Source organism: Sinorhizobium sp., assembly GCF_059070375.1.
In genome coordinates, this window is the sequence record NZ_JCACWC010000002.1 from 184,828 (window position 1) to 208,430 (window position 23,603).

Below are 23,603 nucleotides of genomic sequence, written 5' to 3' on the forward strand. Positions count from 1 at the left end.
GAAATAACACGCTAGCGAAACCACCTGACGGCAGAGGCGTTCTCGTCCTGTGCAGGTCAACGATCAGGAGACATTCACATGGCCGACGACAGCAGCACTACGATACGAGCCACTTTCAAGACTCGAGAAGCAGCCGATCTCGCCGTCGAACACTTGGTTCAACAGCACGGCATATCGAGGCCCGACATTTTCATTCAGTCGGCGACCGACCGCAACACGGCCGGCTCCGAGCCTTCGGGTGGCGACGCCTCTCATGAACAGGGCGCTCGTAGCGATGCACCGCTCGAAGGCGAGATCGAGGTGTCGGCGCATATTGCGTCCAGTCAGATTGCCGCCGTTCAACGCAGTCTCGGCGATGCCGGCGCGATCCGGGTCTCGAGCCGCTAAGCAGCCACCGCGCCTAGGAAGCCCGGCTTCGCTTTCTGGTGGGTCGACGAAGGAGAAGGCGGCCGCGGGGCCGGGCGCCGCTTTCTCCACGGGCGCGGCCGGCCCGCCCATTTCGATGCCGCCGACGTGGACTCCGTGAAGCCAAAACTGGATCCGAAGCGGTTTACTTGTTCAACATGCCAAGGGGTCCTTGCGAAACCTTACTTAGCAAGACCGCGAAGGTCAGGGCCACTGGGCGCCTCAAGCGTCTCGAAACAATTGGGAATGCACCATAAAGGCCCAGGACGCTTGAAGGGAACGCGTGAAGCGAACGGGAGGTGGCCTTCCCGCGTTTTGGAACTATGGACGAAGAGCCGAATAACAACGCTTCCGCCGCGCAACGTGTTGGCGCAACGACCGAGTTGCCGCACGACAGGGTGACAGTGGCCCGGTTTCGGCAAGCGTTCCCCCGCGCTCGCTGGAGCGACCGTCTGAATGCCTGGTTCGTACCCGGCCGCACTGCTCAAAAACGTATTAGCCGCTGGCTGGCCGAAAGGGAAGCGGAAGCCGACGCGTTTGCCGACGAGAAGGGCAGTGACGCCTTCGCATTCGATCCGATCGAGAGCCGCTATCTCAAGGCAACACCTGCGTCGTTCGAAATTCGTACACCCTATTCACGCACCGTCGTCAGCGAAATCCGGGAAATCCCGTATGCACGCTGGGACGCCGATCGCCGGATCTGGACCGTGCCTTACCGCTCGTTCGACGAGCTCCGCCGTCGGTGGCCAGCCATCGAGGCGGCCGCTGAGCGCAGTGAACCGGAGGCGAGGAAGGCGCGGCGTGAGGCAATAAGGGGAACCGAGGAAGACGAGGCGCTCAAGGCAAGGACGAGAGAACGCCGCCGCAAGCGATATCCGGTTCCCGCCGCCGATCGTCCCCCGCTCACGCGTGCGATCGGCACGCATGCCGGGGTTGTCTTCTTCATTGGCACGGACGGCGAACTGGTGGACCCGGCAACGATGAGCTCGTTCCATTTCCCAATGAATGACGGAGGGGAATATGTCTGGGCGTCTTGGCGACCGGGAGCGCTTGAGGAATTGGTGACAACCTGGCCGGCACGAACGCCACCGGGAGAAGACGAACTCCACCGCGGCTGGTGGATGCCGACGCTGGAGGAGCTGCGAAATGCGCGACGTGACGCCAAATCCAGGCGGCGCGCCAGGCAGCGCCGGGAAGGAGAGGATTAATCTGGTGAACGCACAGCAGACAGCACTTAAGGAATTTCAATTCTTGTCACCGCTTGAGCCACGCGAAATCGTCGGACTATGGAGAGGGCGCGGCATCCCGACAGGGCATCCGCTCGACGGCGTTTTGGAAAACCTCGGCTGGTTCGGCAAGCGATTTAACGCATGCATGCGCGCGGATGCGCTGCTGTTTTGGTCGGGCAAGCGGCGGTTGATCGCGATCGACCCCGGGATAGTACCGCTTCGCCTGGCGCTTCGCTTCCATAAGGTCGGCAGGATGCGCATTGCTCGAAATCTGTTTTCGCATCTTCAATGCGGACTTCGCGCGAAAGGTCCTGTTGCCTCCCTGAGAACGATGCCGTTTAGCGGCGTTGCGAGCGCGGCGATGCTCTACGACAATCAACCGATTGTCGATTATTTCCGCCGAATCGATCAACACAGGATCATGGGAGCGATGACGATCAGGGCCGACGAGCGTATCTACTTCTTCGAACTTAAGCGGGTGGATGAACCTTGAGCCTGGTAGCCCGCCATTATCGGGCGGTACACGAATATGCTGGCGTTCCAACGGACTCGGCGGTCCGGCGCGTAAGGTCCCCGAGCAATTGCAGGCTCCCGTCCCAAGTCTTCTTCTTAGTGCAGGTTGAAATGCTTTCCGCGCGAGAGCTCCAATGCTCATTCCGTATGCTGGGGAGATCTGCGCAGTGTTTTTGCGGCGCTGGCGAGATGTTGTGATCTAGATTGTCGCTAGCACGAAGGTGCATCTGGCCTGCCGGCGGGGCCAGTCGATATGTGCCGCGAGGTCGATGATCCGTTGGCGGAGGTAGTCAACACATTGATTGCAGCATTTTGTCGATGACCTTGGCAAGTAACGGGGTGTTCTCCAGAGGACAAGCCGAAGCCGCGCGGCGAGGGCACATCGGCACTCGAAACCGAGTCGGACGCGGCCGTTCAGAAGGCACTGGAAGAGGCGATGAGCGGCGGCACCATGGTCGTCATTGCGCACAGGCTTCCGGATTAGATCGTCGTGATGAAATAAGGCACGGTCGTGGAGGGCACACATGGCAATTTGCGCGGCGGCGGGACGTTTACCTTCGACTGTACAGCCTGATCAGCAATGTGAAATGAGTGTAGGCGGCGCCGCCAAGCCTAGCTTATGCTCTGCGCCGACGCTCTACGCGACTTCTCCACCTATCTGCCTCAATGAACTGCAATGAACTGCAATATTAGTGCTGACGGTGGTGATCTTTTTCCCAGAATGCTATTGGACTAGAAATTCTGAGACAGAATGCCCACTTCGGCGCCAGGCGGCACAAAATTCCACAAAAGGTGAATAGACGGTATTCGGACCTACCTCTTTGGTTGGTCGCTGTCCTCTCATTGGAGAAATTGCAAAATGGTAGACCACATCACTTAATTCAAAGAGTAGAATAATTAGATAGTGCTAATATGATGAGGACGAGAGACCGTAGCCAATGAGGAACAGCATACGTCTGGGAGTGTGTAACGTTCACCTTTGCGAAGCGGCACCTCGCTGAAGTGGGTAGATTGCCCGGATTGCCGCTCTTCTGGCCAAATCAGCCGCTTCGTGGATTGCAGAGGGTTGCCGGGGCGCCGCGGTCCGACTGCACGTCCCAGCGTCCCTTTCACGGCATACGCCTGAAGAGAACTGATCCGTTGAGATATCAACAGAGAATAGCCGCTGGAAAATTGGCGCCTCGCCGAGGCGTCAGCCCGAAATTTGTATTAGCTACATTACTTCGCGATGGCTGGTGGAGAAATAGCCGCGTTTAGAATGAAAACCCAGCTGTATCGCGTAATATTATTATTCATGGTGATTTTGTGCGGGGAGTACCCCGATCGTTGCTGCCGTTCTTTGGCTGGAGTTTAGCGGTGTAGCGACATTAGAGGGAATTGAAGATGGCTTCTTTAATATCCAGATTGGAGAATGTGTCGGCGTCCACGCATGAGCCGGAGCGTGCAAATACTATCGCACAAGCGGTCAACGAAGAGGAAAAGCAGCCACTTAAAAACGTAGACCAGCGGTGTTTGCTTATCCTTGATGGGAGGGCGTTAGGTCGCGAATGCTTGGCAAGGACCCTCATCAATCACGGTCTCACCATGGATGTCGCCGCCTACGGGTCGATTGACGAATGGCGGGAGATGAAGGGTAACTGCCCCCCAGTCGCAGCCGTCCTCCTCAATGTCGGCGCGTGCAAAGACGGCGAAATCGCGACAGAGATTCCGAAGCTCATATCCCTATTTCGCCCCGCACCCGTCGTTGTCCTGTCCGACAGCGACGACATTGCCCAAATCTTGCGGGTTCTTGAAAGCGGCGCGCAAGGCTATATCCCGACATCTGTCGGCGTGGACGTGTGCATTGAAGCGATCGGTTTGGCGATAGCCGGCGGCGTCTTTGTGCCGGCGAGCAGCGTGCTGGCGGCACGCCACCTGATCGCGACTGAGAGGAAGGAAGTTTCGCCGCTAGCGGAGATGTTCACCGTTCGTCAAGCGGAAGTGGTCGAGGCGCTGCGAAAAGGCAAGGCGAACAAGATCATAGCCTACGAACTCAAGCTCCGCGAAAGCACGGTCAAGGTCCATATCCGCCACATTATGAAAAAACTGAAGGCGAACAACCGAACCGAGGTAGCTTGCAAGTTGAACGGCCTCTCTTCAGGCGATATACTCAACTCTTGATCCACTCAGTCCTTTCATGCCCATCGTACGCGCTGCACAATGTGTCGCTAAATAAACATTCGCGCAAAAGACGTTGCAAATGTGTATATGCAACGCTCTTGATGCCCATCAAAGGCCGACCGCCCGATCGCGGTCCCTCACCGCGGCTGACCGGCCCCCGTCCCTAGGCCGGTCGTCAAACTGTCGAGCAACTGTTCCCCAGCTCCCGTCACGACCCCAACGACAGATGCTGACCCCAAGCCACTGATTGCTCGGAGTGCTCGTGTTCAGGTATCGTGAGAACTTAATGGAAGGGATATGCAACTTGATCCGAACCGCTCCTTGCGCCGAGGCGGGCGCACGGACGTGTGAAGGAATCGGTAGGCCCATCGGAAAAATGGAGGCAACCGAGGCCGCGACGGGGAAGACCTCTTTGCCGAATGTGACAGCCTGAGCGGCGATCCGCCATTTCGGCATATCAATGCGTGGCGGGTCGGCAAGCGAAAGGCGCAGGCTGACCAAGCTGTATGGTGCGCATTTTGGCATCTCTGCTCCGGCGGGCATTCACTCTGCTCGTCGCGATGACGGCAAGAGCAATGAAGAAAATCATCCCCGGATCGGCACTCCCAGCACCCAAAGATCCAGCGACGACGGAACCCAGAGCGCAAGCTTGCACGCTCGACACCACCGCGTTTGTTTCAGGATCGATGTGGACCTTTAGGCGTCCCATGCCCCTGAGTATGACCAGCAGCAGCGTCACCATCATAACCCCGCCGACCAGGCCAAGCTGCGAAGCCACCGCAATCGGCCAGCTCGACGCACGCGAGCTGCCCAAGCCGACGCCGAGACCACCCGTCTCGACGAAAGCCTGGAGGCTCTTAATATTCCAGTAGGCACGTTCCTGACCGGAGGCGGAACTGGCTTTGTTGAGAACCATGGAATCGATCAGATGGACAAAGGGCGCGAAGAATTCTTCATCGTAGTGAACGATTGCCAAGACAGTGACGGCTGCGAGCGCAATGAACGCAATGATCAGGATCTCGTCCTTGTCCATGCGGCCGGACAGAAGCGACCATGAAATGGAAAGTGCCACGGGAATGCTCAGCACGGCGAGGCCGACATACGCAACGGAAGACGTGGAAAGAAGCAAGAGGACGAGCAAGAGGAGGGCCAGTACCTGAGCCACGCGGGACTTTGTCTTGCGCCAATAAACGTAACAAAATGATAGGCAGACCAGTGAGCCGCCGCCGAAGGAAGATGCCTCAGATGCGGCCCCAGTAATGCGCCAAAAGCCATTTTCGATGACCTCGGTAAGCATGGCGTAGCTGGCCGTGCGGATGGGCGACAGGATATCGCCGGCTCCAGCGATCTTGCCGAGTAAATCAAGCAGTCCGAAGACGACGTGAAGACTACACCACAGAAGAAATCCGCGCCGAATACTTTCCAGCCTATGTTCGTGCAGGAGTAGGACGCATAAGGCGATGGCGGTGAGGCCGCCCAGAACAAAATATCCGGTTTGGGTAATGTTGCCCGAGACCGGCGCAAGCGGAGCCTCGATGACCCCGCGCCTCATGGCTGCCTGAACGAATACGCTCGTCTGTCCCGCAAAGAAGCGCGGAAATAGCCATGCGCCGACCACGGCATAGAGCATCAGGGTCGTGAGCACCCACACCGGTCGAATTTTGCCGAACACGTGACCAAGGTCCCGCCACATGCGCCGTCTGCTGAAAACTGCCGTTAGCAAAAGCGCGGCGAAGAAGGTGTAGATGAGCGGCGACGAGCCTCCAATCGCGCTGAGAGTCATAACGGCAGTGGCACCGAAAGCCAGCGAGATGATGAGGCCAATGATCAAGGGAGCGCGGCAATAATAGCCGATTGCCAATATTCCCGCACAGATTGAAAGACCTACGAACGAAATCTGCATGGGCTGCCGGTTCCAACTCTGCAACGCAGACCGAAGGCACGCGAATTCGTCGCAACCTTGCCTCATCCAATCCTTGGCAAATGTTGCGCGGAACGCAAGCGCGCCAAAGGGAGTAAGGTCCTGCTACGATTTGGTAGGGCTTGTCGCCTCAGGTCGCCCCAATCGCCGAGGTCTGCCGACGACGAGCCCGCCCGCCAAACGCCCCTGAACCTCAGCGCGGTATGCCAATATGCCGAAAGTTGCGGGGTTACTTCCCGCCGTCTGCCCCCGTTCTCATGGTTCGCGCCACATGCGATGGCCCTGCGAAAGGAGTGGAAAGGTTTACGCCCTCCCCAAAATGGAGAGATTTGCCTTCATCCCGTGCGCCGCTAGCCTGAGCGCACACCACACCTGCGGAATTTGGTAAGTGGCAGCGGCCTTGCATGTACCAAAACGGATCGAGCGAATAGCAAACGCCGAGGAAGACGATCCGCGCCCATGCAATTTAACTCCGAGATCCGATTCCCCAAAGGTCCGAGGACCCAAGATGACTTCGCTAGGCAAAAAGGTTCTCAGCAGCGCGGCATGGGCAGCTGTCGAGACATGGGGCCGCCAAGTCGCCATGTTCGCCGTCTTCATCATTCTGGCCCGCCATCTCGGCCCGGAGGAATTCGGTCTCGCCACACTTGCCATGGTTGCTCCAACCATTCTAGCAACGGTGGTGACGAGAGGGATACCTGATGCACTTGTCCAGCGCGCGGAGATCGAGCCCATTCATCTGGATTCAGCGTTCTGGCTGCTTGTTGCGACCGGCGCAACGCTGAGCGCTCTCATCTGGGCGTTCGCCGGAGTGGTCGCCGAGCTCTTCGGCGAACCGCTTCTCGAGGGCCTCGTGCGCTGGACCGGCATAATTGTTGTGGTTCAGTCCTTGGCGGCAGTCCCAACAGCAGTCCTCAAGAGAGAGCTGAATTTTCGCCTCTTCACACTGCGCACACTGACCGGAACGATGGTCGGCGGGACCGTGGGTTTGACCATGGCGATCGCCGGCTACGGCATGTGGAGCCTGGTCTTGATGCAGGTCGCGAAGGCGATTGTAGAAACAACCGTTATTCTTCTCGGGAGTTCGTGGCGGCCCCGTATGGCGTACTCTTACGCGCGCTGCCGCGAATTGTTCGGGTTTGCCGGCCCCATCGTCGTCCAAACTCTATGGACCTTCGTGAACGAAGAGATTCCAAAAGTCATCCTTGGTCTGTTTTTCGGGCCTGTTGCTGTTGGCGTTTACGCCATCGCCCGTCGCCCCCTTGACCTTTTGGGGGAGTTCCTACTCGGTCCTCTGGCGGCGATAACGATGCCCGCCGTGGCCAGAGTTCAACGCGAACCGGACAAGATCGATCACTTCTTCAACACAAGCGTGCGGATGGCCGCAATTGCTGGCTTTCCCGCCTTCGTGGGCTTTGCCGCGATCGCGCCTGTCGCCGTTCCCTTGGTCTTCGGGCCACAATGGACAAACGCCGTGGTCGCCGTCCAGATCCTCATGATACTGGGATTGCAGCGTACGATCGACAGCTTGTGTGCGTATACGATCCTTGCGCTCGGGCAATCGAGTTTGGTCCTGAAACTAAATATGATTTACACGCTTTTCAGTCTCGTCCTGCTCACCGCCGCAGCACAGATTAGTCTGGAGGCAGTAATTGCTGCGCTCGTCGCCTGTAACTTGCTCCTGCTGCCGGTCTTTCTCTTCTACGTACAGCATACCGCTCATATCGACGTGTCGAAGCCATTGGCAATCTTCCCGAGATTGGCGGGCGCGGCCGCACTCATGTTCGTGATCGTTAGTGCATGGTTGCTGGCCGCCCCGGATGATCTCCCGCAGGCTGTCACAGTGGCAGCAGGGATCGCGATTGGCGCTCCCATCTATATTGCCGCAGCCGTCCTGCTGGTGCGTGCGGACCTGCTCAAAGCTCGCGACATGCTTCTAAGCCTTCGCGAATAGGAGCAAGCAGATCATCGGAGAAAACGGCAGCGCTCTCACAAGCACACTGACCAGGTCCCCGCGGCGCTTCCCGGTACCTACCTCGAACCGGCGGCTTGTCAGAATACAATTCGCTGACGCTATCCCACGGAGCCTTGCAGTCGGGCAGTTTATGCCTTTATTACATTAGGGGCGCTCACATGGAAGCGTGCACAGACATTTCTGGTGTCGACCACCAGCTTTGCACCTTCAACGACGGTTCCCCAATCAATGGCATCATGATCTGTCGTGATGACAATGGCATCAAACGAGGCCAGGCGGTCGGCTGAAATATCCACCGAGCGCCGACCTGCTAACGCGGCATACTCTCTTGTGGCGGGAATCTCAGGCACGTAAGGGTCGTGGTAGTCAACGACTGCGCCCCGTCGCTCCATCAGGTCGATTAGCCTCAGCGACGGGCTCTCTCGTGTATCCCCCACATTCTTCTTGTAAGCCATCCCGATCAATAGGATCCGAGATTCGTTCAAGCCGCGGCGGGCTTTGCGGTCCAAAGCCTCCACAAGGCGGTCAACAACGTAGTGCGGCATGTTCGTGTTGACCTCTCCAGCTAATTCTATGAAGCGCGTTGCTACTTCGTACTCGCGAGCCTTCCATGTCAGGTAGAACGGGTCGATGGGGATGCAGTGGCCGCCGAGACCTGGTCCTGGGTAGAACGCCATATATCCGAACGGCTTTGTCTTGGCGGCTTCGATCACTTCCCAAACATCGATGCCCATCCGGTCGAAGATGACCTTCAGCTCGTTGACCAAGGCAATGTTCACGGAGCGAAATATGTTCTCCGTTAGCTTGACCGCCTCCGCGGTTGCGGTTGAAGTCACCGGAACAGTCCGCACGATAATCTGGCTGTACAGTGCTTGCGCAATTTCCAGTGAAGACGGATCGTCGGCGCCGATCACCTTCGGAACACTGGTGGTAGTGTGCACTTCGTTTCCGGGGTCTTCGCGCTCGGGCGAATATGCAAGATAAAAATCCTTTCCGAGAACAAGGTTCGTCGCTTCCAGCAGCGGCCGCACGATTTCTCGTGTCGTGCCTGGCCAAGTGGTCGACTCTAAGACGACAAGTTGCCCAGGACGGAGCCGGTCAGCGATCGCCCTCGCGCTGTTTTCGACAAACGACAGGTTTGGCTCCCGATTTCTGGTAAGCGGCGTCGGAACCGCTATCAGGATCGCATCAGGCATGCTCAACGCAGAGAAATCGCTCGTGGCGCGAAACCGCTTGCTGTCAACAGCCTGTTGGATGGCTGGGCCAGGCAGATGCTTTATTCCGCTTTCGCCACGGTTAAGCAGCGCGACCCGCGACTGGTCGATGTCGAAACCGATAACCCTGAATCCCGCCTCAAGCGAGCTCAGAGCGAGCGGCAACCCGACATATCCAAGCCCCATGATGCCGATCGTGCAGTCCCGCGTCCGGATGCGGTTCAGCAGTTCTTCGGCATCAGGACCAGTGTTCATGTGTTGCATATGCTTTCGTCCCCATGTCGAGAATGGAGCATCGTCTCAATTATTGCAGTGAAGTAGTTCCCGGCAATCAGCAAATTGGATGTATTCTGCGAGGCCCTCTACACTCAAAAAAGTTGAGTTGCGCCAAAAGGAGAACAGTCGAAATGCTTATCCAGCCGAAGTTGTCAAATAAATCGTTCGCTGCGACACTCAATCTCGAGCGCAGCAAAGAGCCTTTGACATTTCTCCGCTTATGAGCGGGCAGGGCGTGTTGTGGATGGCGCCGACGCATCGGCGGCCACTATCGGCTGCTTGGTACAGGTGGGATGATGACACAGTCAATTTTGATCACCGGAGGTGCGGGCAACATCGGCAGCGCACTCACTCGCGCCTTGGTCAAACTCCCTCAGACCCAAGTGGTCGTGGCTGACAACTTGTCGACCGGCAGTCGCGATAAAGTACAAATCGACGCCGGAAACCTGACCGTCATAAAGGCGGATGCGAACGATTTCGACGACATCTCCTCCTTGTTCTATCGCTTCCATTTCACACATGTCTTCCATTTCGCAGCCGTCGTCGGCGTGCAGCGCACCTTGGCAAACCCATTACTCGTACTGCGCGATATTGCCGGAATAGAGAACGTGCTGAGACTGTGCAAGAACACGGGCGCCGAGCGTGTGTACTTCGCTTCCTCATCAGAAGTTTATGGGGAGCCATTTGAGATTCCCCAAAATGAGAACACCACGCCGCTGAACTCGCGCTTGCCATATGCTGTCGTGAAGAATCTTGGAGAAGTCTATCTACGCACCTATCAGCGTGAATTCGGACTCCCCTTCACGATTTTCCGCTTCTTCAACACCTATGGACCGCGCCAGAGCGAAGATTTCGTGCTGCCGCGATTTGTGCGTACTGCACTTCTCGGCGAGCCCCTGACCATTTACGGGGATGGTTCGCAAACGCGCACCTTCTGTTATGTTGACGACACGGTTGACACGTGCATTGCGGTGCACCGAACTCGCTCGCACGAGAACGATGTCATCAACGTCGGCAGCGATCTGGAAGTGAGCATTCGACAACTCGCCGAAATTGTCATCGGTGTGCTGGGCTCATCGTCGAAATTGGAGTTCCGTCCGCCGCTTGCAGAGGGCGACATGACGCGCCGGTGCCCTGACACGAGTAAGATGAAGGCACTCTTGAACCGTTCCTTGGTTCCACTCGAAGAGGGCATCAGGCGCCTTGCCGAACACGTCTCCAAGTCGGAAAGCTCTCCTGAGCTCAGAAAAGTCGCGTGAGCAGACGTTGGGGGCATGAATGAAGCTGGTCTATGTCGGGCAGCCCTACGATAGACTTTTCCCGCCGGTTCAGAATTCGATCGGGCTGATTGTCTACAATACTGCGCTTCATCTCAGTGACAGCTTGCATATCACGGTCTATGGAAGACACTACCGGGACGACAGAGTTCCCGCGGACCTGCCGTTCGCTTTGCGGCGAGCTCCGGTACGGCGCGACAGGCTGCTGCAGAAGGTTATCCGCGAGTTTCCTCGCTCGGCGCGTTGGGCGCAACTGGACCGGAAGGCTGACGACCATTCCCAATATAGGAACGAAATTCGTCGTTATCTGGCCTTGGACAGGCCGGATATCGTCCATCTGATGAACTATTGGAAGTGGAGCCGGGCTCTAAAGGCGCCTGGCTCATCTCATAGGCTCGTGCTCGAGATGCAATGCGAGTGGTTGTCGCAGCGTGACCGGGATCAGGTGGCCTCCCAACTTGAGGTAGTGGATGCCGTGGTCGCCGTCAGCGATCACATAGCCGAAACATTTCGTTCTGCATTCCCGGACTATCCCGGAGCTGTTGCCTCTGTCGGCAATGGCGTCGATGTCTTCCATTTTCGGCCGGGCGAAGCGGGAGCACCAGGTGACCCAAGAACCGGGCGTGTAATCCTGTTCGTCGGGCGAATATCACCAGAAAAGGGGCTTCACACGCTCGTAGAGGCCTTCAGTGAAGTCGCGCTGCGCTTCCCGGACGTGGAACTGCGGATCGCGGGGCCCTATTCTCCTCTCCCTGTTGACTTCCTGACCAGCCTCTCGTCAGACCCCCGTGTCATAGATCTCAACCGTTTCTACGACCAATGGAACAGATGCAGATATCAGGAACACCTGGACGAACTCATAGATCGCCACAGGCTACGGGATCGGATCCGATTCGTTGGCAATGTGTCCCACAAGGAACTCGTTGCGGCCTACCACGACGCCGATATCGTGGTGAATCCGTCGCTCAGCGAGAGCTTTGGGATTTCTGTCGTGGAAGGAATGGCCTGCGGAATTCCGGTGGTGGGAACGCGGGTCGGGGGTATGTGTGAATCCATCCTGGACGGACATACCGGGATGTTGGTGGAGGCCGATGCTCCGGGCGAACTCTCGCAGGCACTGATCACCGTTCTGGATGATCCCGCCCGCGCAAGAGGAATGGGGAACGAAGGACGCGAGCGCGCCGTGGCGCTTTATTCTTGGGGCGCGCGCGCGGAGCGGCTAAGGTCCGTTTATGAGCGGGTGAGCACAGGAGACCCTAGTAGCTAAGCTAGCTCCATGCTTTGTTTCGTAGTTTCCTCAATCCGGTCATATACTATCCAACGCTTTGAAATGACACGAATGCCCGCCCTTAAATGCCTTCCTGAATGGCTTCAGACTTCCTGAAAAACGTATAAGTGTGTCCGTAGCTTGTGTCCGTCCGATGCTCGCTCGCACCTAGCGGGGGAAATGAAGTGCGCGTAAAAGCCGCAAGCGTCGGGCTCTCCGAGGGAGGATAGGGGCGCAACTCGTCGACGTCATTCCAGCCGAGAACGAACCAGCCGCCGGGGCGCAGACAACGCCAGCATGCCCGGAACGAGGCTTCAGCGTCGTCGCGCGTTTCGATTGCCGTTTTCATGAAGACGCCGTTGCAGATAACCGCGTCGAAGTAATCGGCGGGCCTATGCCGTTCCAGGTTCCTCAGAGCGTCAACCATATGGCGTCGCGCACCGAAGCGGCGCTTATTGGGATCTATGTCGATCGTCCAATATTCCTTGGCGCGAAACTTCGATTCACAAGGCTTCGTGTACCACTCGCAGCCGACAAACAGGACACGTTTTACAGCAGGATCGTCGCGCAGATAGGGGAGAATAACCGTCTCGAGGAGTATGCGGTCATCGGTGAGATGAAACGTACTGATGTAGCGAATCAGATAGGGCGCGCGCCTCCGAAGGAGGTCGCGCACCGCATTTCGCGCTTGTCTGTACATGCTCTTCTCGCCTCCCATCATATCCCGGCACCTAGCGCGGTTACATTGCTTCCGCGAACAAATGTTGGACGTGCCAAGACTGCTCGGTATAGGACGGCGGCAGTGCTGCGAGAACATAGCCGGCCGATGTCAGAAGCGCGGCGATTTGGCGAGCCTTACGGTCAAGACCATCGCGCGTCGCGTCATCGATTTCGTAGATGATACTCGGTCGATGGGCTCGCAAGGTTTCCGTCATGCCGCGAAGGACCTCAATCTCGGCACCTTCGACATCAATCTTGACCAGCGACGGGGGCCGCAGGCCGTGCCGGGCGATCGCGTCGTCAAGTGTTGTCACATCGACTTCAAGATAGCCGTTCATATCGGGTGGTGCCTCGGCCGAGGCAAGTGCAGCGCCCCCGATGTGGCGCGCCAACAGAAGCTCTGCCCGGCCGGTCGTAGCCCCAACAGCTTCGGGGAACACCCGAATGGCGTCGAAGCCGTTGAGCTGCGCGCTTCGACGGATCGCGGCGGCATTCCTCGGCACCGGCTCAAAAGCGTAGACTTGGCCTTCCCTTCCGACCCGGCGCGCAGCGATGAGGGAGAAGAAGCCGATATTGGCGCCGATATCGAAGAAGGCGCCACCAGGCGCCAAATTCGATGCAATCGCCTGTTGGATTGGGCGCTCATAGGTACCGCGCCTGAAGTCCGGATCGGCATCTCTAGAGACCAGCGTCAATCCGGCGGCCTCTCCCGTGGCAACCACACGTCTTTCCGAAAAAAGGTCAAGCAGCCTTGAAACCAGTCTCATGGCCCCATTCTCCGTTGTGTCGGTCAATCATTCCTGCCTCGGCTCGGAAACGGAGCCGACTACCTTGATAATGGCAAATCCGCCAAGCTCCATCGAGACCTACATCGGGTTGGTGGCAGTACGCCGATTGATTAACGCGTGCATCCCTCGCAGTGAGCAATGCACCTTATCGTCGTAACTGGCTCGGTTCAGGGGCCGCCGGCATTTGCTCGACCGCATCATTACGCCAGGCATGGATGGCACCCGGGGCGTCCCATCCGATCGAAACGATGTCGAGATCGCCATCGCCGTCGAGATCGACCGCGCGCGCGCCGAGATGGCTTTCGAAACCTTCCCCGATCAACTGCTCGATAAAATTTCCGCCGCCCACATTGCGCCAAACCGACATCCGAAGCGCGCCGCGGTGCTCGGCCATGACTAGGTCCAACCTGCCATCGCCGTCCATATCAGCGACCGAAAGGCTGTTGAGTGAGCCTCGCGAAGTGATTTCGTGCCGCTCCCAATCGAATGAGGCAGTGGCTGGGCCGCGCCACCAAGAGGCCCGCGCACCGTCAGCGGCGCCGTTTTCCTCCGTCACGACGATGTCCGGGTGACCGTCGCCGTCGAGGTCAGCCGCCGCCACCCGATCCGGGTAAATCATTTCTGGCACTTTCGCGACGTCCCGTCGCTGCCAATCTTCCGAACCATCGCCGGGGTTGCGCCACCAGGCGACCTCCTTGGTTTCCCCCGTCGAGGCGACGAGGTCAATCAGGCCATCGCCATCGAGATCGGTGAAGGCTATTCCCTCATCGGAGGCCTCTGCGCAGATGCGCGCCCTCGGCCAGGGAGCAGCCGGATCCTCGGGGATCGTGAAATAGAAGACCCCGCCACCGCTCGAGACCGCCAGCTCCGGAAGACCTCCTTCAACGATCTGTGCGAATACGTGGCCTTGCGAGCCGAGGTCATGCGTCGCTGCAGGCACCTCGCCAATTACGTGCTCTTCGAACTTGTGCGCTACAGCATCGACAGTTTTCAGCCAATGGAATTGCAACGTTTTGCCCCTGTTGCGCTGGGCGGTGGCTTCCGCGTGCCCGTCGCCGTCAAAATCGAGGGCTCCGACCGCGTCCAATCCTTCGCCCAGCCGGATCTGCTCCCACCCCTTCTGCCACGGCAAGGGTGGCTGACGGTACCAAAACGGGCCGGACACAATGTCCATTCGCCCGTCGCCATCCATATCGGCGAAGGCCAGCCCGAAAGAACGCACATGCGCGTTCGTGATCCGGTGATAGACCCACCTATCGAGCCGACGGATCGGGGCGGGCGTGTTGAGAAGGTTGATCCAGACCCTGAGGGGCGGATGACCCGCCCAGTTGGCGCCATAGATATCGAAATCGTCGTCGCTATCGACGTCCGCGACAACGCCGTTGTGCAAACCGGTATCGTCTATGATCTGCCGGGTCCAGCGCGTTCCGCGACCGTCAAGGTTATAATGGACGGCGAGGGTCCGCTCCTCCGTCTGATGCATTTGCCCGACCACAATGTCGATATCGCCATCCCTGTCCATGTCGGCTGCCTGTAGCGTGTGAGCACCTGCCACGGCTGGTTGAATGACATGGCGGACCCAATGGCCAGACGGTCCGTTTTCGGCGCGGAACCACACGACATCAGCCGTGTGCTCTGAACTCGACGACAGAATGTCGACACGCCCGTCTTGGTCGATATCGATAACGAGCGCCTTGAATGCCGGGTTGAACGGGCCAACCGGATAGCTCTGCCATTGAGGTGCATCGCGTGCCGCTACTCCGCCGGGATTGTGCGCCCATACACCGCACAGGACCAGGTCGATATTGCCGTCGCTGTCGATGTCTCCGATCGCCATGCCCTCTTCGCCCAGATTGAAGGAAGAAAAGGCGACACGGATCCAGGCGATCGGCTCGTTCTGGAAAAAGACCATTACTTCACCAGGCGCTCGTACGACGATGTCTAAACGACCGTCGCCGTCAAAATCGGCAGCCTTAATGTCCTTGCCCCAACCGCCGGCTGCTCCGATCTCGTGGCGTTTCCAATTGTGACCATCGGCCGGGTCTCCTTTCGGGCGCGGATTTTCGAACCAGATTAAATTAACTCCGTCAGGCCCGTCGGCGGTGACAATGTCGAGATCACCATCGCCGTCGACATCGGCAAGCGCGCCATCGGTAGTGAACTCGATGCGGGCGGTGGCGATGGCGGTCTTGCGCAGATCGGGACCGTGCCACCATGACAGCGGATCATCTGGAAGTCCGCCGAGAACAAAATCGAGTTGACCATCACCATCAATGTCGCCGACGAGCTTCACATCTCCCGAATGATCGGCGATTTCCTGCCGTTCGAACGTAAGGCCATTAAGGGCTATATCTTGGGGATTTTCGTTGCCATGGCTAACATCGCAATTTGTTGTCGCGACGCTTACCGCAAGGATGAAGACCGCACGACGCAGCTCGCTAAAAATTGACCCGGTAGCGTGTGAACACTTCATGGTCTGCAAGCAGCCGCGCAACAAACTCACCGCTGGAGAGGTCTGAAAGTGTCTGCCAATCATCCTTGTCTTCCGGGCGTTGCGTCTGCGAAACATGTGCTGCCAGTGCGTGGCGCTTTACGTCGAGGAAGTCGCCGATCGGGACCAGCGTGTTGAGTGCAGATAGCGCACGCAGCCCGGCGACGGTCTTGATTGTCTGCCGCAGGGTGGTTCGCCACATGCCGGGAAGATCGCCCCCGGGACGAACCCAGGGCCAGTGATACCAATACCAAACCGGGTATTCGAAGACGGTGAGCGGGCGATCATGCCGGCGAAGTGCCGCCCGCACGGCGGCGTTGACAGCGATATGGTCGGAAGGCGGGTCTTTTGCATGGGTGACAAACACGCTTTGCGGCCGCCATCTTTCAAGCAACGGCACGATCGCTTTCGTTATCGCATGAATGTGACCAGATGCCTCCGCATCAGGAAAGCGTAAGAAGGTCACACTTTTGGCGGAGGCACCGAGACGGTGGACCGCCTCAAGCGCTTCGGCCTCCCTCCTGGAGCGCAATTCTTCAGGACTGATGAGCCTCCGATGAGACGCTGCGCCGTCGGTAACGAAAACAAAGCGGACCTCAACGCCTGAAGCCAGCTTCTTGGCGGCAACGCCGCCGCAACCCAGCGTCTCATCGTCTGGATGCGGCGCGAAGATGACGGACGACGCGGACCAATCCGCTACATCAAAGGGCTTAAATCGACGCCGCATACGGCTATCGAGGATCGTGCAAAGGGCCTGCCTGACGTCCCAGGTGTGCGTGTCCATCATCCGTTCGCTCGTGTTGTTTGCTCGGCGCTGAACATGCATCGTAGCTGAAATCGCCTGCGTCAGGCACACAGTCTTCGTGAGGAGGTTCTTCATGAAAGTGGGTATCTTGGCTGGTGGCTTCGGCACGAGGCTGGCCGAAGAAACGGAGGTTCGACCCAAGCCGATGGTCGAGATCGGCGGCATGCCGATCCTCTGGCACATCATGATGCACTACTCTCGCTTTGGCCATCGGGAGTTTGCGATCGCGCTCGGCTATAAGGGTGAGTACATCAAACGCTGGTTCAGCGACTACATCGCACTTAGTGGCACTTTGACGGTTAACGCGGCGACCGGGAACGTGAGGCGTCACACGAATGCTGCCCCGGACTGGTCCGTCGATCTCGTCGAGACTGGGCTCAAAACGCTGACGGGCGGCCGCATCAAGCGCCTGATCGACTGGATGAACAACGGTACCTTCATGCTCACGTGGGGCGACGGCGTTTCGAACATCGATCTGGACGAACTCGTTGCCTTTCACCGAAGCCACGGCAAACTCGCGACAATGACGGCGGTGCGTCCGCCTGCGCGCTACGGACACATTCAGTTCGACGGCAACCGCGTCGTCGAATTCACCGAGAAACCGCAGGCTTCGGAAGGTTGGATCAACGGAGCGTTCTTCGTGCTTGAGCCGGGCGTGCGCGATTATATCGGCGGCGACGAAGACATGTTTGAACACGCGCCCATGCAGCGGCTCGCGGCTGCTGGCCAACTGATGGCGTACCGCCATGAAGCCTTCTGGCAATGCATGGATACGTTGCGGGAGAAGCACATCCTGCAGACACTTTGGGACAGCGGCAACGCGCCCTGGAAAACGTGGGAGTGAATAGATGAAGGTGCTGGTTACGGGCCACCGCGGCTACATCGGGGCCGTCCTGACGTCGATGCTGCATCAGCGCGATCACGACGTGACCGGGCTCGACAGTGATATTTTCCGCTCCTGCACGTTCTCAGGCGTCCTCGACGATACGCCGACGATGGAAGAGGATGTCCGCGACATTGTCGTCGACGATCTGGCCGGTTTCGAGGCCGTCATACACCTCGCCGGGCTCTCCAACGACCCTCTTGGGGACTATCGCCCGAACCTCACCCAGCAAATCAACTGCGAAGCTTCCGTGAATTTGGCGCGGCTTGCAAAAAAGGCAGGCGTGCCTCGTTTCCTTTTTGCCTCGTCCTGCAGCAATTACGGAGCCGCAGGCTCGGATTTTTTGACTGAAAGCGCCGCTTTCAACCCCGTCACGCCGTATGGCATTTCGAAGGTGGAAGTGGAGCACGCGGTTGCCCCCATGGCGGATGAAAGCTTCAGCCCGACTTTCCTGCGCGCTTCCACGGCCTACGGCCTGTCGCCGCGCATCCGTTTTGATCTTGTCCTCAACAATCTGACCGCCTGGGCGTTCACCACCGGGCAAATCTACCTCAAGAGCGATGGCTCTCCTTGGCGTCCGATCGTGCATGTGGAAGACATTGCTCGCGCCTATATTGCCGCGCTCGAGGCCGATCGTGGGCTTGTCCACAACGAGGCCTTTAATGTGGGACTGACCACCGAGAATTACCAGGTTTGCGAAATCGCCGACATCGTCCAAGCCATCGTGCCAAACAGTCGGATCGAGTTCGCGCCCGATGCGGGTCCGGATACGCGATGCTATCGAGTCGATTGCAACTACATTGGTCGGCGCTTGCACGCCTTCAAGCCCCAATGGACGGCTCGGCGCGGCGTCGAGCAACTTTATGAGACGTTCTGCTCGGTTGGCCTTTCCGTCGAAGATTTTGAAGGCGAGCGCTTCAAGCGCATCGCCCATGTGAAGAAGCTGATCCGCAATGGCGAGTTGGACGAAGACCTGCGCCGGGTTTCCGCTCCTGCCATGGCGGTGGCGGTCTAAAGCGGGCGAGGGTGGTATCAACCATGCTGCATGAAAAGCTGAACTCTCTTACGGAGCATGCATGCCGGTCCTGCGGCGGAACGCGTCTCGAAACCTTTCTCGACCTGGGCGAAACTCCGCTTGTCGATCGCCTTCTCGTCGACGGGGACATCGACAAGCCCGAACTGATCTTCCCGTTGCGCGTCGCGTTCTGCAGAGACTGTAGCCTCGCCCAGATCACCGAAACGGTGAGTCCAAATATCCTCTTTGCGGACGATTACCCCTACTATTCCTCATTCTCGCCCGCGCTGTTGGAACATTCGCGCGAGAACGCGCTCGATCTCATCGCCTGCCGCAACCTGGGACCGGAGAGCCTTGTCATCGAACTGGCGAGCAATGACGGATACCTGCTCAAGAACTATGTCGAGGCGGGAGTCAAGGTGCTTGGAATCGATCCCGCCGATGGGCCTGCCGCAGCCGCGGAAAGGATAGGCGTGCAAACGCGATGCACCTTTTTCACTCGGGATCTCGCCGAAACGCTTCGTGCAGAGGGCGCCGTTGCCGACGTCATTCACGCCAACAACGTACTCGCCCACGTCGCCGACACAAATGGCTTTGTCGCCGGGATAGCACGTCTCCTCAAGGAAGATGGTGTGGCGGTGATCGAGGTGCCCTATGTCGTGCCGCTGATCGAGCATTGCGAGTTCGACACAATCTATCACGAACACCTCTGCTACTTCTCCGTCACGGCGCTCGACAGGCTCTTCCGTCGCCACGGCCTGTATCTCAACGAGATCAAGCCTATCTCGATACATGGGGGGTCCCTTCGTCTTTATGTGGAGCTCAGGGAGCGCGTGGGAGCCACCGTGAAGGATCGGCTTGCGCACGAAACGGCGCAGGGGATCGATACGATCGACTATTTCCGCGATTTCTCTGGGAAGGTCGACGTGTTGAAGCGTGAGCTTTTGGCACTGCTGCGCAGGCTGAAATCAGAGGGCTCCTCGATCGCCGCTTATGGGGCGGCGGCCAAAGGAGCGACGCTGATCAACACGATCGGGATCGGACGTGACCTCATAGACTTCGTCGTAGATCGCAACGTCCATAAGCACGGCAAGTATATGCCTGGCCAGCGTCTGCCGATACGCTCGACGGAGGCCCTTGTCGAAGCCCAACCGGACTACGTTCTTCTGCTTGCCTGGAATTTCGCGGACGAGATTCTCGACCAGCAAGCCGACTATTATGGGCGTGGTGGAAAGTTCATCATTCCTGTCCCGGTTCCCCGCGTCGTGTGAGAGTAAGCGTGAGGAGCTGGCATGAAGTGCGCGCAGGCAGTTGAAACAGAGACGATCGCGTCAGACCTTCGCAGCGAATGTCCAATTTGCGGTGGGCGAGAGCTACTGCCTTCGATCACGTTCGAGGCGTTGCCCGTGCTTTGCAACGCTCTCCATCCGAGCGCGGCTTCGGCACGGACAGCAGAAACCGGCCGATTTTGCCTCGTCTTCTGTCGACGCTGCACGCATTTCTTCAATGCCGCCTTCGAGGAACAGCGGATCGGCTACACCCAGAGCTATGAGAACTCTCTGCATTTTTCTCCTCGATTCGTAGCCTTCGTCGAGGCTCTGGCGGAGCGATTGAGCAATAGCTATGCACTCGCTGGCAAGACCGTCATCGATGTCGGTTGCGGGAAAGGAGATTTTTTGAAGCGTCTTTGCACGCTCAGCGGCGCCACGGGCATCGGCTTCGACAAGAGCTTTGAGGAAGACCGTGGCGCGCTCGTTCCCAAGGTAAGTTTTGTCAGTGATTGGTTCGACGACCGCTATGCGGATTTGCGGCCGGACCTCGTGTCCTGTCGTCACGTCATAGAGCACATCGCTGACCCGATCGCCTTCTTGCGAGCACTGCGCGCCCACCCCGGCATCGCGCCCGAAACCATCTTCTATTTCGAGGTCCCTAATGTCCTTTACACCCTGCGCGACTTGGGCATCTGGGATCTCATCTACGAACACGTGTCCTACTTCACCGCGCACTCACTGCGAGTCGCCGTTGAAGCGGCGGGATACGACGTACTGAACGCTGGAAGCTCGTTTGGCGACCAGTATCTGTTCGTTGAAGCGCGCCCCGGTAGAGTGCGCCCGCTTGCGGAAGCGGCAGAGTCCGAGGAGTTTGCGCTATTGGTCCGCAAATTCGAGGGAATGCATCGCGACAAGGTCACGCATTGGCAGAACTTTCTCTATAAACACAACCTAAGTAGGGTGGTTGTCTGGGGAGCCGGTTCAAAGGGCATCACCTTCGTGAATGTGGTCCCGCCGGCAGCGGGGATCGGTGCGCTTGTCGACGTCAACACGTACAAGCAAGGGCGATTCGCACCGGGGACCGGCACGCCGGTTCTCTCGCCCGAGTCCTTGCGGGGCTGTATGGTCGAGGCGGTCATCATCATGAATCCGCTTTACCGCCATGAGATTGCAGGAATTGCGAAAGCGATCGGTCTTGCGCCGGAAATCGTCGTCGCTTGATCGGGCGGCTGCAACACGAGCTTTTGTTACGATATGTCGGTAGAACTGGAAGGGATGTCGATGACTGAATCGGTCGCAATCGATGCGGGGCCGCGAGATGATCGTAGCGAGTTGCTGGTCGCGGATGCCTTTTCCGACGATCGCGCCGCCGGCACGGTCATAGGAACCCAAACCATCAACGGGGTGATTAGGGGCGGCTGTGATAGTGAACGGCAGATCGCTATCGACCATGGAACGCTCCGGTTTCAACCGCTCGTGAAACCTGGTTGGGCACGCCAGGGGATCGCCTATGGCCCCTTCCGCCGTGCGAGCGGGCTCGTCATGGCTGTCTCCGTAACGAACGGGCACAATACGTCACAGGGCACAACCATCGGAGAGCACATCCTCAGGCGAATTCATCGCTGGGCGTTAGGCCCTAATGCTGACCCTTGGCCGAACCGGCTCGTTTCCTGGGCGTGTGGTCCGCGCAAAAAAGGGACGCTCAGGCGCTTCCTCTGGTGGGCGCACAGCACAAGGACGACCTACAAGCTTCCTGATTTCAACGAGAATCTCGCGATAGGCTGGTTTACGAGCGAAGCACCCCGCGACCCGCTTTCTGACGGTTGCGGCTTCATCGTGCATGCAGCGAAAGGGGAAAACGGAGAATTGTGGACGCGGGTCGGGACGCGCTGTCTCAGTGCATTTCGCGGCCTGAAGAACTTGCGGATCTACTATTTCGTCGCTTTGCGTGAGCGCGGAGCAATCTACTATGCCGCTGCCATGGAGGGGGCGCATGGGCTCGCTGCCTTCCCGATGATGCGGCCGATCGCCATCGATCCCTTCAATGACGACGAGACTCTCTACGCCGGCGTACATCAATGCGTACTCGGCCAGATTGGATTTCGCGTCGATACGCGCATTCATGGCATCAGAGTGCACAAAGTGCCGGATCTAACGTCTCGCTTTGGGACAGCTCATGTCGGTGACCCGATGACGAGAGACCCCGTTGCCAGCGGTATTGCCGAGCGGAGTGGTTCTTGGCGTGTTTTGCGCGGCAATGTCGATTGCACGGAAACGGGGGCCGTAGGAGGTGATGGTGCCGCCCTGGCAACGTCCGACCCTGGCGTTCCGTCGGGGCTCATTCATGCGATCGCCGCAACAGGCGATACTCCGGGCGCTTGCGGCCTTGCGTGGCGCGTACAGGATGGCGACAATTTCTGGCTCTTCAAGGTATCGGCCGAGGGGAGTGCGCTCATCCGAGTAGAGCAGGGGGCAGAAGTCATCCTTGTCAGCGACGCGCGCCCAAGCCTAGCGCCACACACCCTTCATTCGTTGCAGATTCTCGACGGATATGGGCAAATCGGTTGTTACCTGGATGGCGATCGCCTTTTCGGCATCGACGATCAACCGCTTGAAGAAGCTACCGGCACCGGCATATGGTTTGACGGCGCTGGTGGCGTGGAGATGCGCGGTTTCGAGGCGCATCCACGCGAGGTGCCCATACCGGCCTTTGTGCTCTTCGACGCGCCTTGGCTGCGGCTTGGCCAACGGCCCGAAATCGTCGATGACTTCGCTGGGCCGTTGGGGGATCTTGCGGGACGCGCGCCGAGGATCGGCAGAGGAACCTGGGGGAAAACCTTCGGTGCCGGCTTGATCGACATCACCGGTAACGGGGCGGCGCGCGTGCGGGGAACCGTTGAAAAGCCCCATCCGAACAGAACATTGTACACGCTGCCGTGGGATCAGGTTGGCTTCGCCGATTTGGATGTCACTATTACGCCGCCCGGGGAAGAGCGCGGACAGGCGCATTGTTGCCGTACAGGGCTCGTATTCTGGCAGGACCGGGACAATTACCTCACGTTCACGGTTTATCTGGACGATGATTACCATGGTTCCTCGGTTGCGCTGTTTACCAAGCGTCACGGTTTTGAAGAGCTCTATGACGCGGTGTGGACAATGGTGTGGACCAAGATCGACTGGGGCAAGCCCTTCCGCCTCCGGATTCCCTTCGATGGAGAGCGCTTTGTGGTCTTTGTCGATGACGAACCTGTGATGCAACGGGCTCTGACTGATTTGTATCCCGACGATCCGCCGTTGCGAATTTTGCGCGTGGGCCTGGCGGTTAATTGGGAGTGGGGAAATGATACCGGATCGATCCTTCAGTCGTTTATCGCACGCCGGTGACGGCGTGTA

The 23,603-nt window shown here is 58.4% G+C and carries 18 protein-coding genes; 12 read left to right on the plus strand and 6 right to left on the minus strand.

The window, feature by feature from the left end:
• The first annotated feature begins 78 nt into the window (after nt 1-78).
• The 4 genes from AC5J09_RS05560 to AC5J09_RS05575 all read left to right on the plus strand — a co-directional run bounded on the left by AC5J09_RS05560 (nt 79) and on the right by AC5J09_RS05575 (nt 4,307).
• Nucleotides 79-387 (plus strand): hypothetical protein, encoded by a 309-nt coding sequence (locus AC5J09_RS05560; protein ID WP_324763931.1) that lies wholly within the window; start codon nt 79-81, stop codon nt 385-387.
• Nucleotides 388-728: 341 nt separating this feature from the next.
• Nucleotides 729-1,613, plus strand: a complete 885-nt coding sequence (locus AC5J09_RS05565) for a hypothetical protein (RefSeq protein ID WP_494297156.1) — start codon at nt 729-731, stop codon at nt 1,611-1,613.
• Complete coding sequence (locus AC5J09_RS05570) at nt 1,552-2,127, plus strand: DUF4334 domain-containing protein (protein WP_324763929.1); 576 nt, start codon at nt 1,552-1,554, stop codon at nt 2,125-2,127. The genes AC5J09_RS05565 and AC5J09_RS05570 overlap by 62 nt, the downstream gene beginning before the upstream one ends.
• Before the next feature lie 1,403 nt (nt 2,128-3,530).
• Nucleotides 3,531-4,307, plus strand: coding sequence for a response regulator transcription factor (locus AC5J09_RS05575; RefSeq protein WP_324763928.1), 777 nt, complete (start codon nt 3,531-3,533; stop codon nt 4,305-4,307).
• Nucleotides 4,308-4,764: 457 nt separating this feature from the next.
• On the opposite strand, the gene AC5J09_RS05580 is transcribed toward AC5J09_RS05575, so the two are convergent.
• On the minus strand, nt 4,765-6,210 hold the full coding sequence (locus AC5J09_RS05580) for a hypothetical protein (protein WP_324763927.1): 1,446 nt from the start codon (nt 6,208-6,210) through the stop codon (nt 4,765-4,767).
• 526 nt (nt 6,211-6,736) lie between these two features.
• Here AC5J09_RS05580 and AC5J09_RS05585 point away from each other — a divergent pair.
• Nucleotides 6,737-8,182, plus strand: coding sequence for a lipopolysaccharide biosynthesis protein (locus AC5J09_RS05585; protein ID WP_324763926.1), 1,446 nt, complete (start codon nt 6,737-6,739; stop codon nt 8,180-8,182).
• A 149-nt stretch (nt 8,183-8,331) separates the two neighbouring features.
• On the opposite strand, the gene AC5J09_RS05590 is transcribed toward AC5J09_RS05585, so the two are convergent.
• Nucleotides 8,332-9,681 carry a nucleotide sugar dehydrogenase gene (locus AC5J09_RS05590; protein WP_324763925.1) on the minus strand — a complete coding sequence of 450 codons (1,350 nt, stop codon included), beginning with the start codon at nt 9,679-9,681 and terminating at the stop codon, nt 8,332-8,334.
• Nucleotides 9,682-9,989: 308 nt separating this feature from the next.
• Between AC5J09_RS05590 and AC5J09_RS05595 the strand changes: the two genes are divergently transcribed.
• Both AC5J09_RS05595 and AC5J09_RS05600 read left to right on the plus strand, forming a co-directional pair.
• Nucleotides 9,990-10,952 (plus strand): NAD-dependent epimerase/dehydratase family protein, encoded by a 963-nt coding sequence (locus tag AC5J09_RS05595; protein ID WP_324763924.1) that lies wholly within the window; start codon nt 9,990-9,992, stop codon nt 10,950-10,952.
• A 19-nt stretch (nt 10,953-10,971) separates the two neighbouring features.
• Entirely contained in the window at nt 10,972-12,237 is a 1,266-nt protein-coding gene (locus tag AC5J09_RS05600; protein ID WP_324763923.1) for a glycosyltransferase family 4 protein, read from the plus strand.
• An 82-nt stretch (nt 12,238-12,319) separates the two neighbouring features.
• Here AC5J09_RS05600 and AC5J09_RS05605 read toward each other — a convergent pair whose 3' ends face one another.
• The 4 genes from AC5J09_RS05605 to AC5J09_RS05620 all read right to left on the minus strand — a co-directional run bounded on the left by AC5J09_RS05605 (nt 12,320) and on the right by AC5J09_RS05620 (nt 17,116).
• Nucleotides 12,320-12,958: a class I SAM-dependent methyltransferase gene (locus AC5J09_RS05605; protein WP_324763922.1), complete on the minus strand. Its 639-nt coding sequence runs from the start codon at nt 12,956-12,958 to the stop codon at nt 12,320-12,322.
• Between the two features lie 19 nt (nt 12,959-12,977).
• Nucleotides 12,978-13,724, minus strand: coding sequence for an FkbM family methyltransferase (locus tag AC5J09_RS05610; RefSeq protein WP_324763921.1), 747 nt, complete (start codon nt 13,722-13,724; stop codon nt 12,978-12,980).
• A 166-nt stretch (nt 13,725-13,890) separates the two neighbouring features.
• The gene (locus AC5J09_RS05615) at nt 13,891-16,281 is read right to left on the minus strand and encodes an FG-GAP repeat domain-containing protein (RefSeq protein ID WP_494297158.1); all 2,391 of its coding nucleotides are present in this window, start codon (nt 16,279-16,281) and stop codon (nt 13,891-13,893) included.
• A complete protein-coding gene (locus AC5J09_RS05620; protein WP_324763919.1) occupies nt 16,184-17,116 on the minus strand; it encodes a PIG-L deacetylase family protein in 933 nt (310 codons plus the stop codon). Before AC5J09_RS05620 ends, AC5J09_RS05615 begins: the two co-directional genes overlap by 98 nt.
• Here AC5J09_RS05620 and rfbF point away from each other — a divergent pair.
• Genes rfbF through AC5J09_RS05645 form a run of 5 tightly spaced genes read left to right on the plus strand, consistent with a single transcriptional unit; the run spans nt 17,115 to nt 23,594 of the window.
• Nucleotides 17,115-17,885, plus strand: coding sequence for a glucose-1-phosphate cytidylyltransferase (gene rfbF / locus AC5J09_RS05625; protein WP_324763918.1), 771 nt, complete (start codon nt 17,115-17,117; stop codon nt 17,883-17,885). The two genes, AC5J09_RS05620 and rfbF, sit on opposite strands and share 2 nt — an antisense overlap.
• A gap of 4 nt (nt 17,886-17,889) precedes the next feature.
• Complete coding sequence (locus AC5J09_RS05630; RefSeq protein ID WP_324763917.1) at nt 17,890-18,939, plus strand: NAD-dependent epimerase/dehydratase family protein; 1,050 nt, start codon at nt 17,890-17,892, stop codon at nt 18,937-18,939.
• Nucleotides 18,940-18,962: 23 nt separating this feature from the next.
• Complete coding sequence (locus tag AC5J09_RS05635) at nt 18,963-20,210, plus strand: class I SAM-dependent methyltransferase (RefSeq protein WP_324763916.1); 1,248 nt, start codon at nt 18,963-18,965, stop codon at nt 20,208-20,210.
• A 21-nt stretch (nt 20,211-20,231) separates the two neighbouring features.
• On the plus strand, nt 20,232-21,431 hold the full coding sequence (locus tag AC5J09_RS05640) for a class I SAM-dependent methyltransferase (protein ID WP_324763915.1): 1,200 nt from the start codon (nt 20,232-20,234) through the stop codon (nt 21,429-21,431).
• Nucleotides 21,432-21,491: 60 nt separating this feature from the next.
• The gene (locus AC5J09_RS05645) at nt 21,492-23,594 is read left to right on the plus strand and encodes a DNA-binding protein (protein ID WP_494297161.1); all 2,103 of its coding nucleotides are present in this window, start codon (nt 21,492-21,494) and stop codon (nt 23,592-23,594) included.
• The last annotated feature ends 9 nt before the right edge of the window (nt 23,595-23,603 follow it).

Coding starts and splice junctions, on each gene's coding strand:
- AC5J09_RS05560 (WP_324763931.1), top strand. CDS start 79: ATGGCCGACGACAGCAGCACTACGATACGAGCCACTTTCAAGACTCGA.
- AC5J09_RS05565 (WP_494297156.1), top strand. CDS start 729: ATGGACGAAGAGCCGAATAACAACGCTTCCGCCGCGCAACGTGTTGGC.
- AC5J09_RS05570 (WP_324763929.1), top strand. CDS start 1,552: ATGCGCGACGTGACGCCAAATCCAGGCGGCGCGCCAGGCAGCGCCGGG.
- AC5J09_RS05575 (WP_324763928.1), top strand. CDS start 3,531: ATGGCTTCTTTAATATCCAGATTGGAGAATGTGTCGGCGTCCACGCAT.
- AC5J09_RS05580 (WP_324763927.1), bottom strand. CDS start 6,210: ATGCAGATTTCGTTCGTAGGTCTTTCAATCTGTGCGGGAATATTGGCA.
- AC5J09_RS05585 (WP_324763926.1), top strand. CDS start 6,737: ATGACTTCGCTAGGCAAAAAGGTTCTCAGCAGCGCGGCATGGGCAGCT.
- AC5J09_RS05590 (WP_324763925.1), bottom strand. CDS start 9,681: ATGCAACACATGAACACTGGTCCTGATGCCGAAGAACTGCTGAACCGC.
- AC5J09_RS05595 (WP_324763924.1), top strand. CDS start 9,990: ATGACACAGTCAATTTTGATCACCGGAGGTGCGGGCAACATCGGCAGC.
- AC5J09_RS05600 (WP_324763923.1), top strand. CDS start 10,972: ATGAAGCTGGTCTATGTCGGGCAGCCCTACGATAGACTTTTCCCGCCG.
- AC5J09_RS05605 (WP_324763922.1), bottom strand. CDS start 12,958: ATGATGGGAGGCGAGAAGAGCATGTACAGACAAGCGCGAAATGCGGTG.
- AC5J09_RS05610 (WP_324763921.1), bottom strand. CDS start 13,724: ATGAGACTGGTTTCAAGGCTGCTTGACCTTTTTTCGGAAAGACGTGTG.
- AC5J09_RS05615 (WP_494297158.1), bottom strand. CDS start 16,281: ATGATTGGCAGACACTTTCAGACCTCTCCAGCGGTGAGTTTGTTGCGC.
- rfbF (WP_324763918.1), top strand. CDS start 17,115: ATGAAAGTGGGTATCTTGGCTGGTGGCTTCGGCACGAGGCTGGCCGAA.
- AC5J09_RS05620 (WP_324763919.1), bottom strand. CDS start 17,116: ATGAAGAACCTCCTCACGAAGACTGTGTGCCTGACGCAGGCGATTTCA.
- AC5J09_RS05630 (WP_324763917.1), top strand. CDS start 17,890: ATGAAGGTGCTGGTTACGGGCCACCGCGGCTACATCGGGGCCGTCCTG.
- AC5J09_RS05635 (WP_324763916.1), top strand. CDS start 18,963: ATGCTGCATGAAAAGCTGAACTCTCTTACGGAGCATGCATGCCGGTCC.
- AC5J09_RS05640 (WP_324763915.1), top strand. CDS start 20,232: ATGAAGTGCGCGCAGGCAGTTGAAACAGAGACGATCGCGTCAGACCTT.
- AC5J09_RS05645 (WP_494297161.1), top strand. CDS start 21,492: ATGACTGAATCGGTCGCAATCGATGCGGGGCCGCGAGATGATCGTAGC.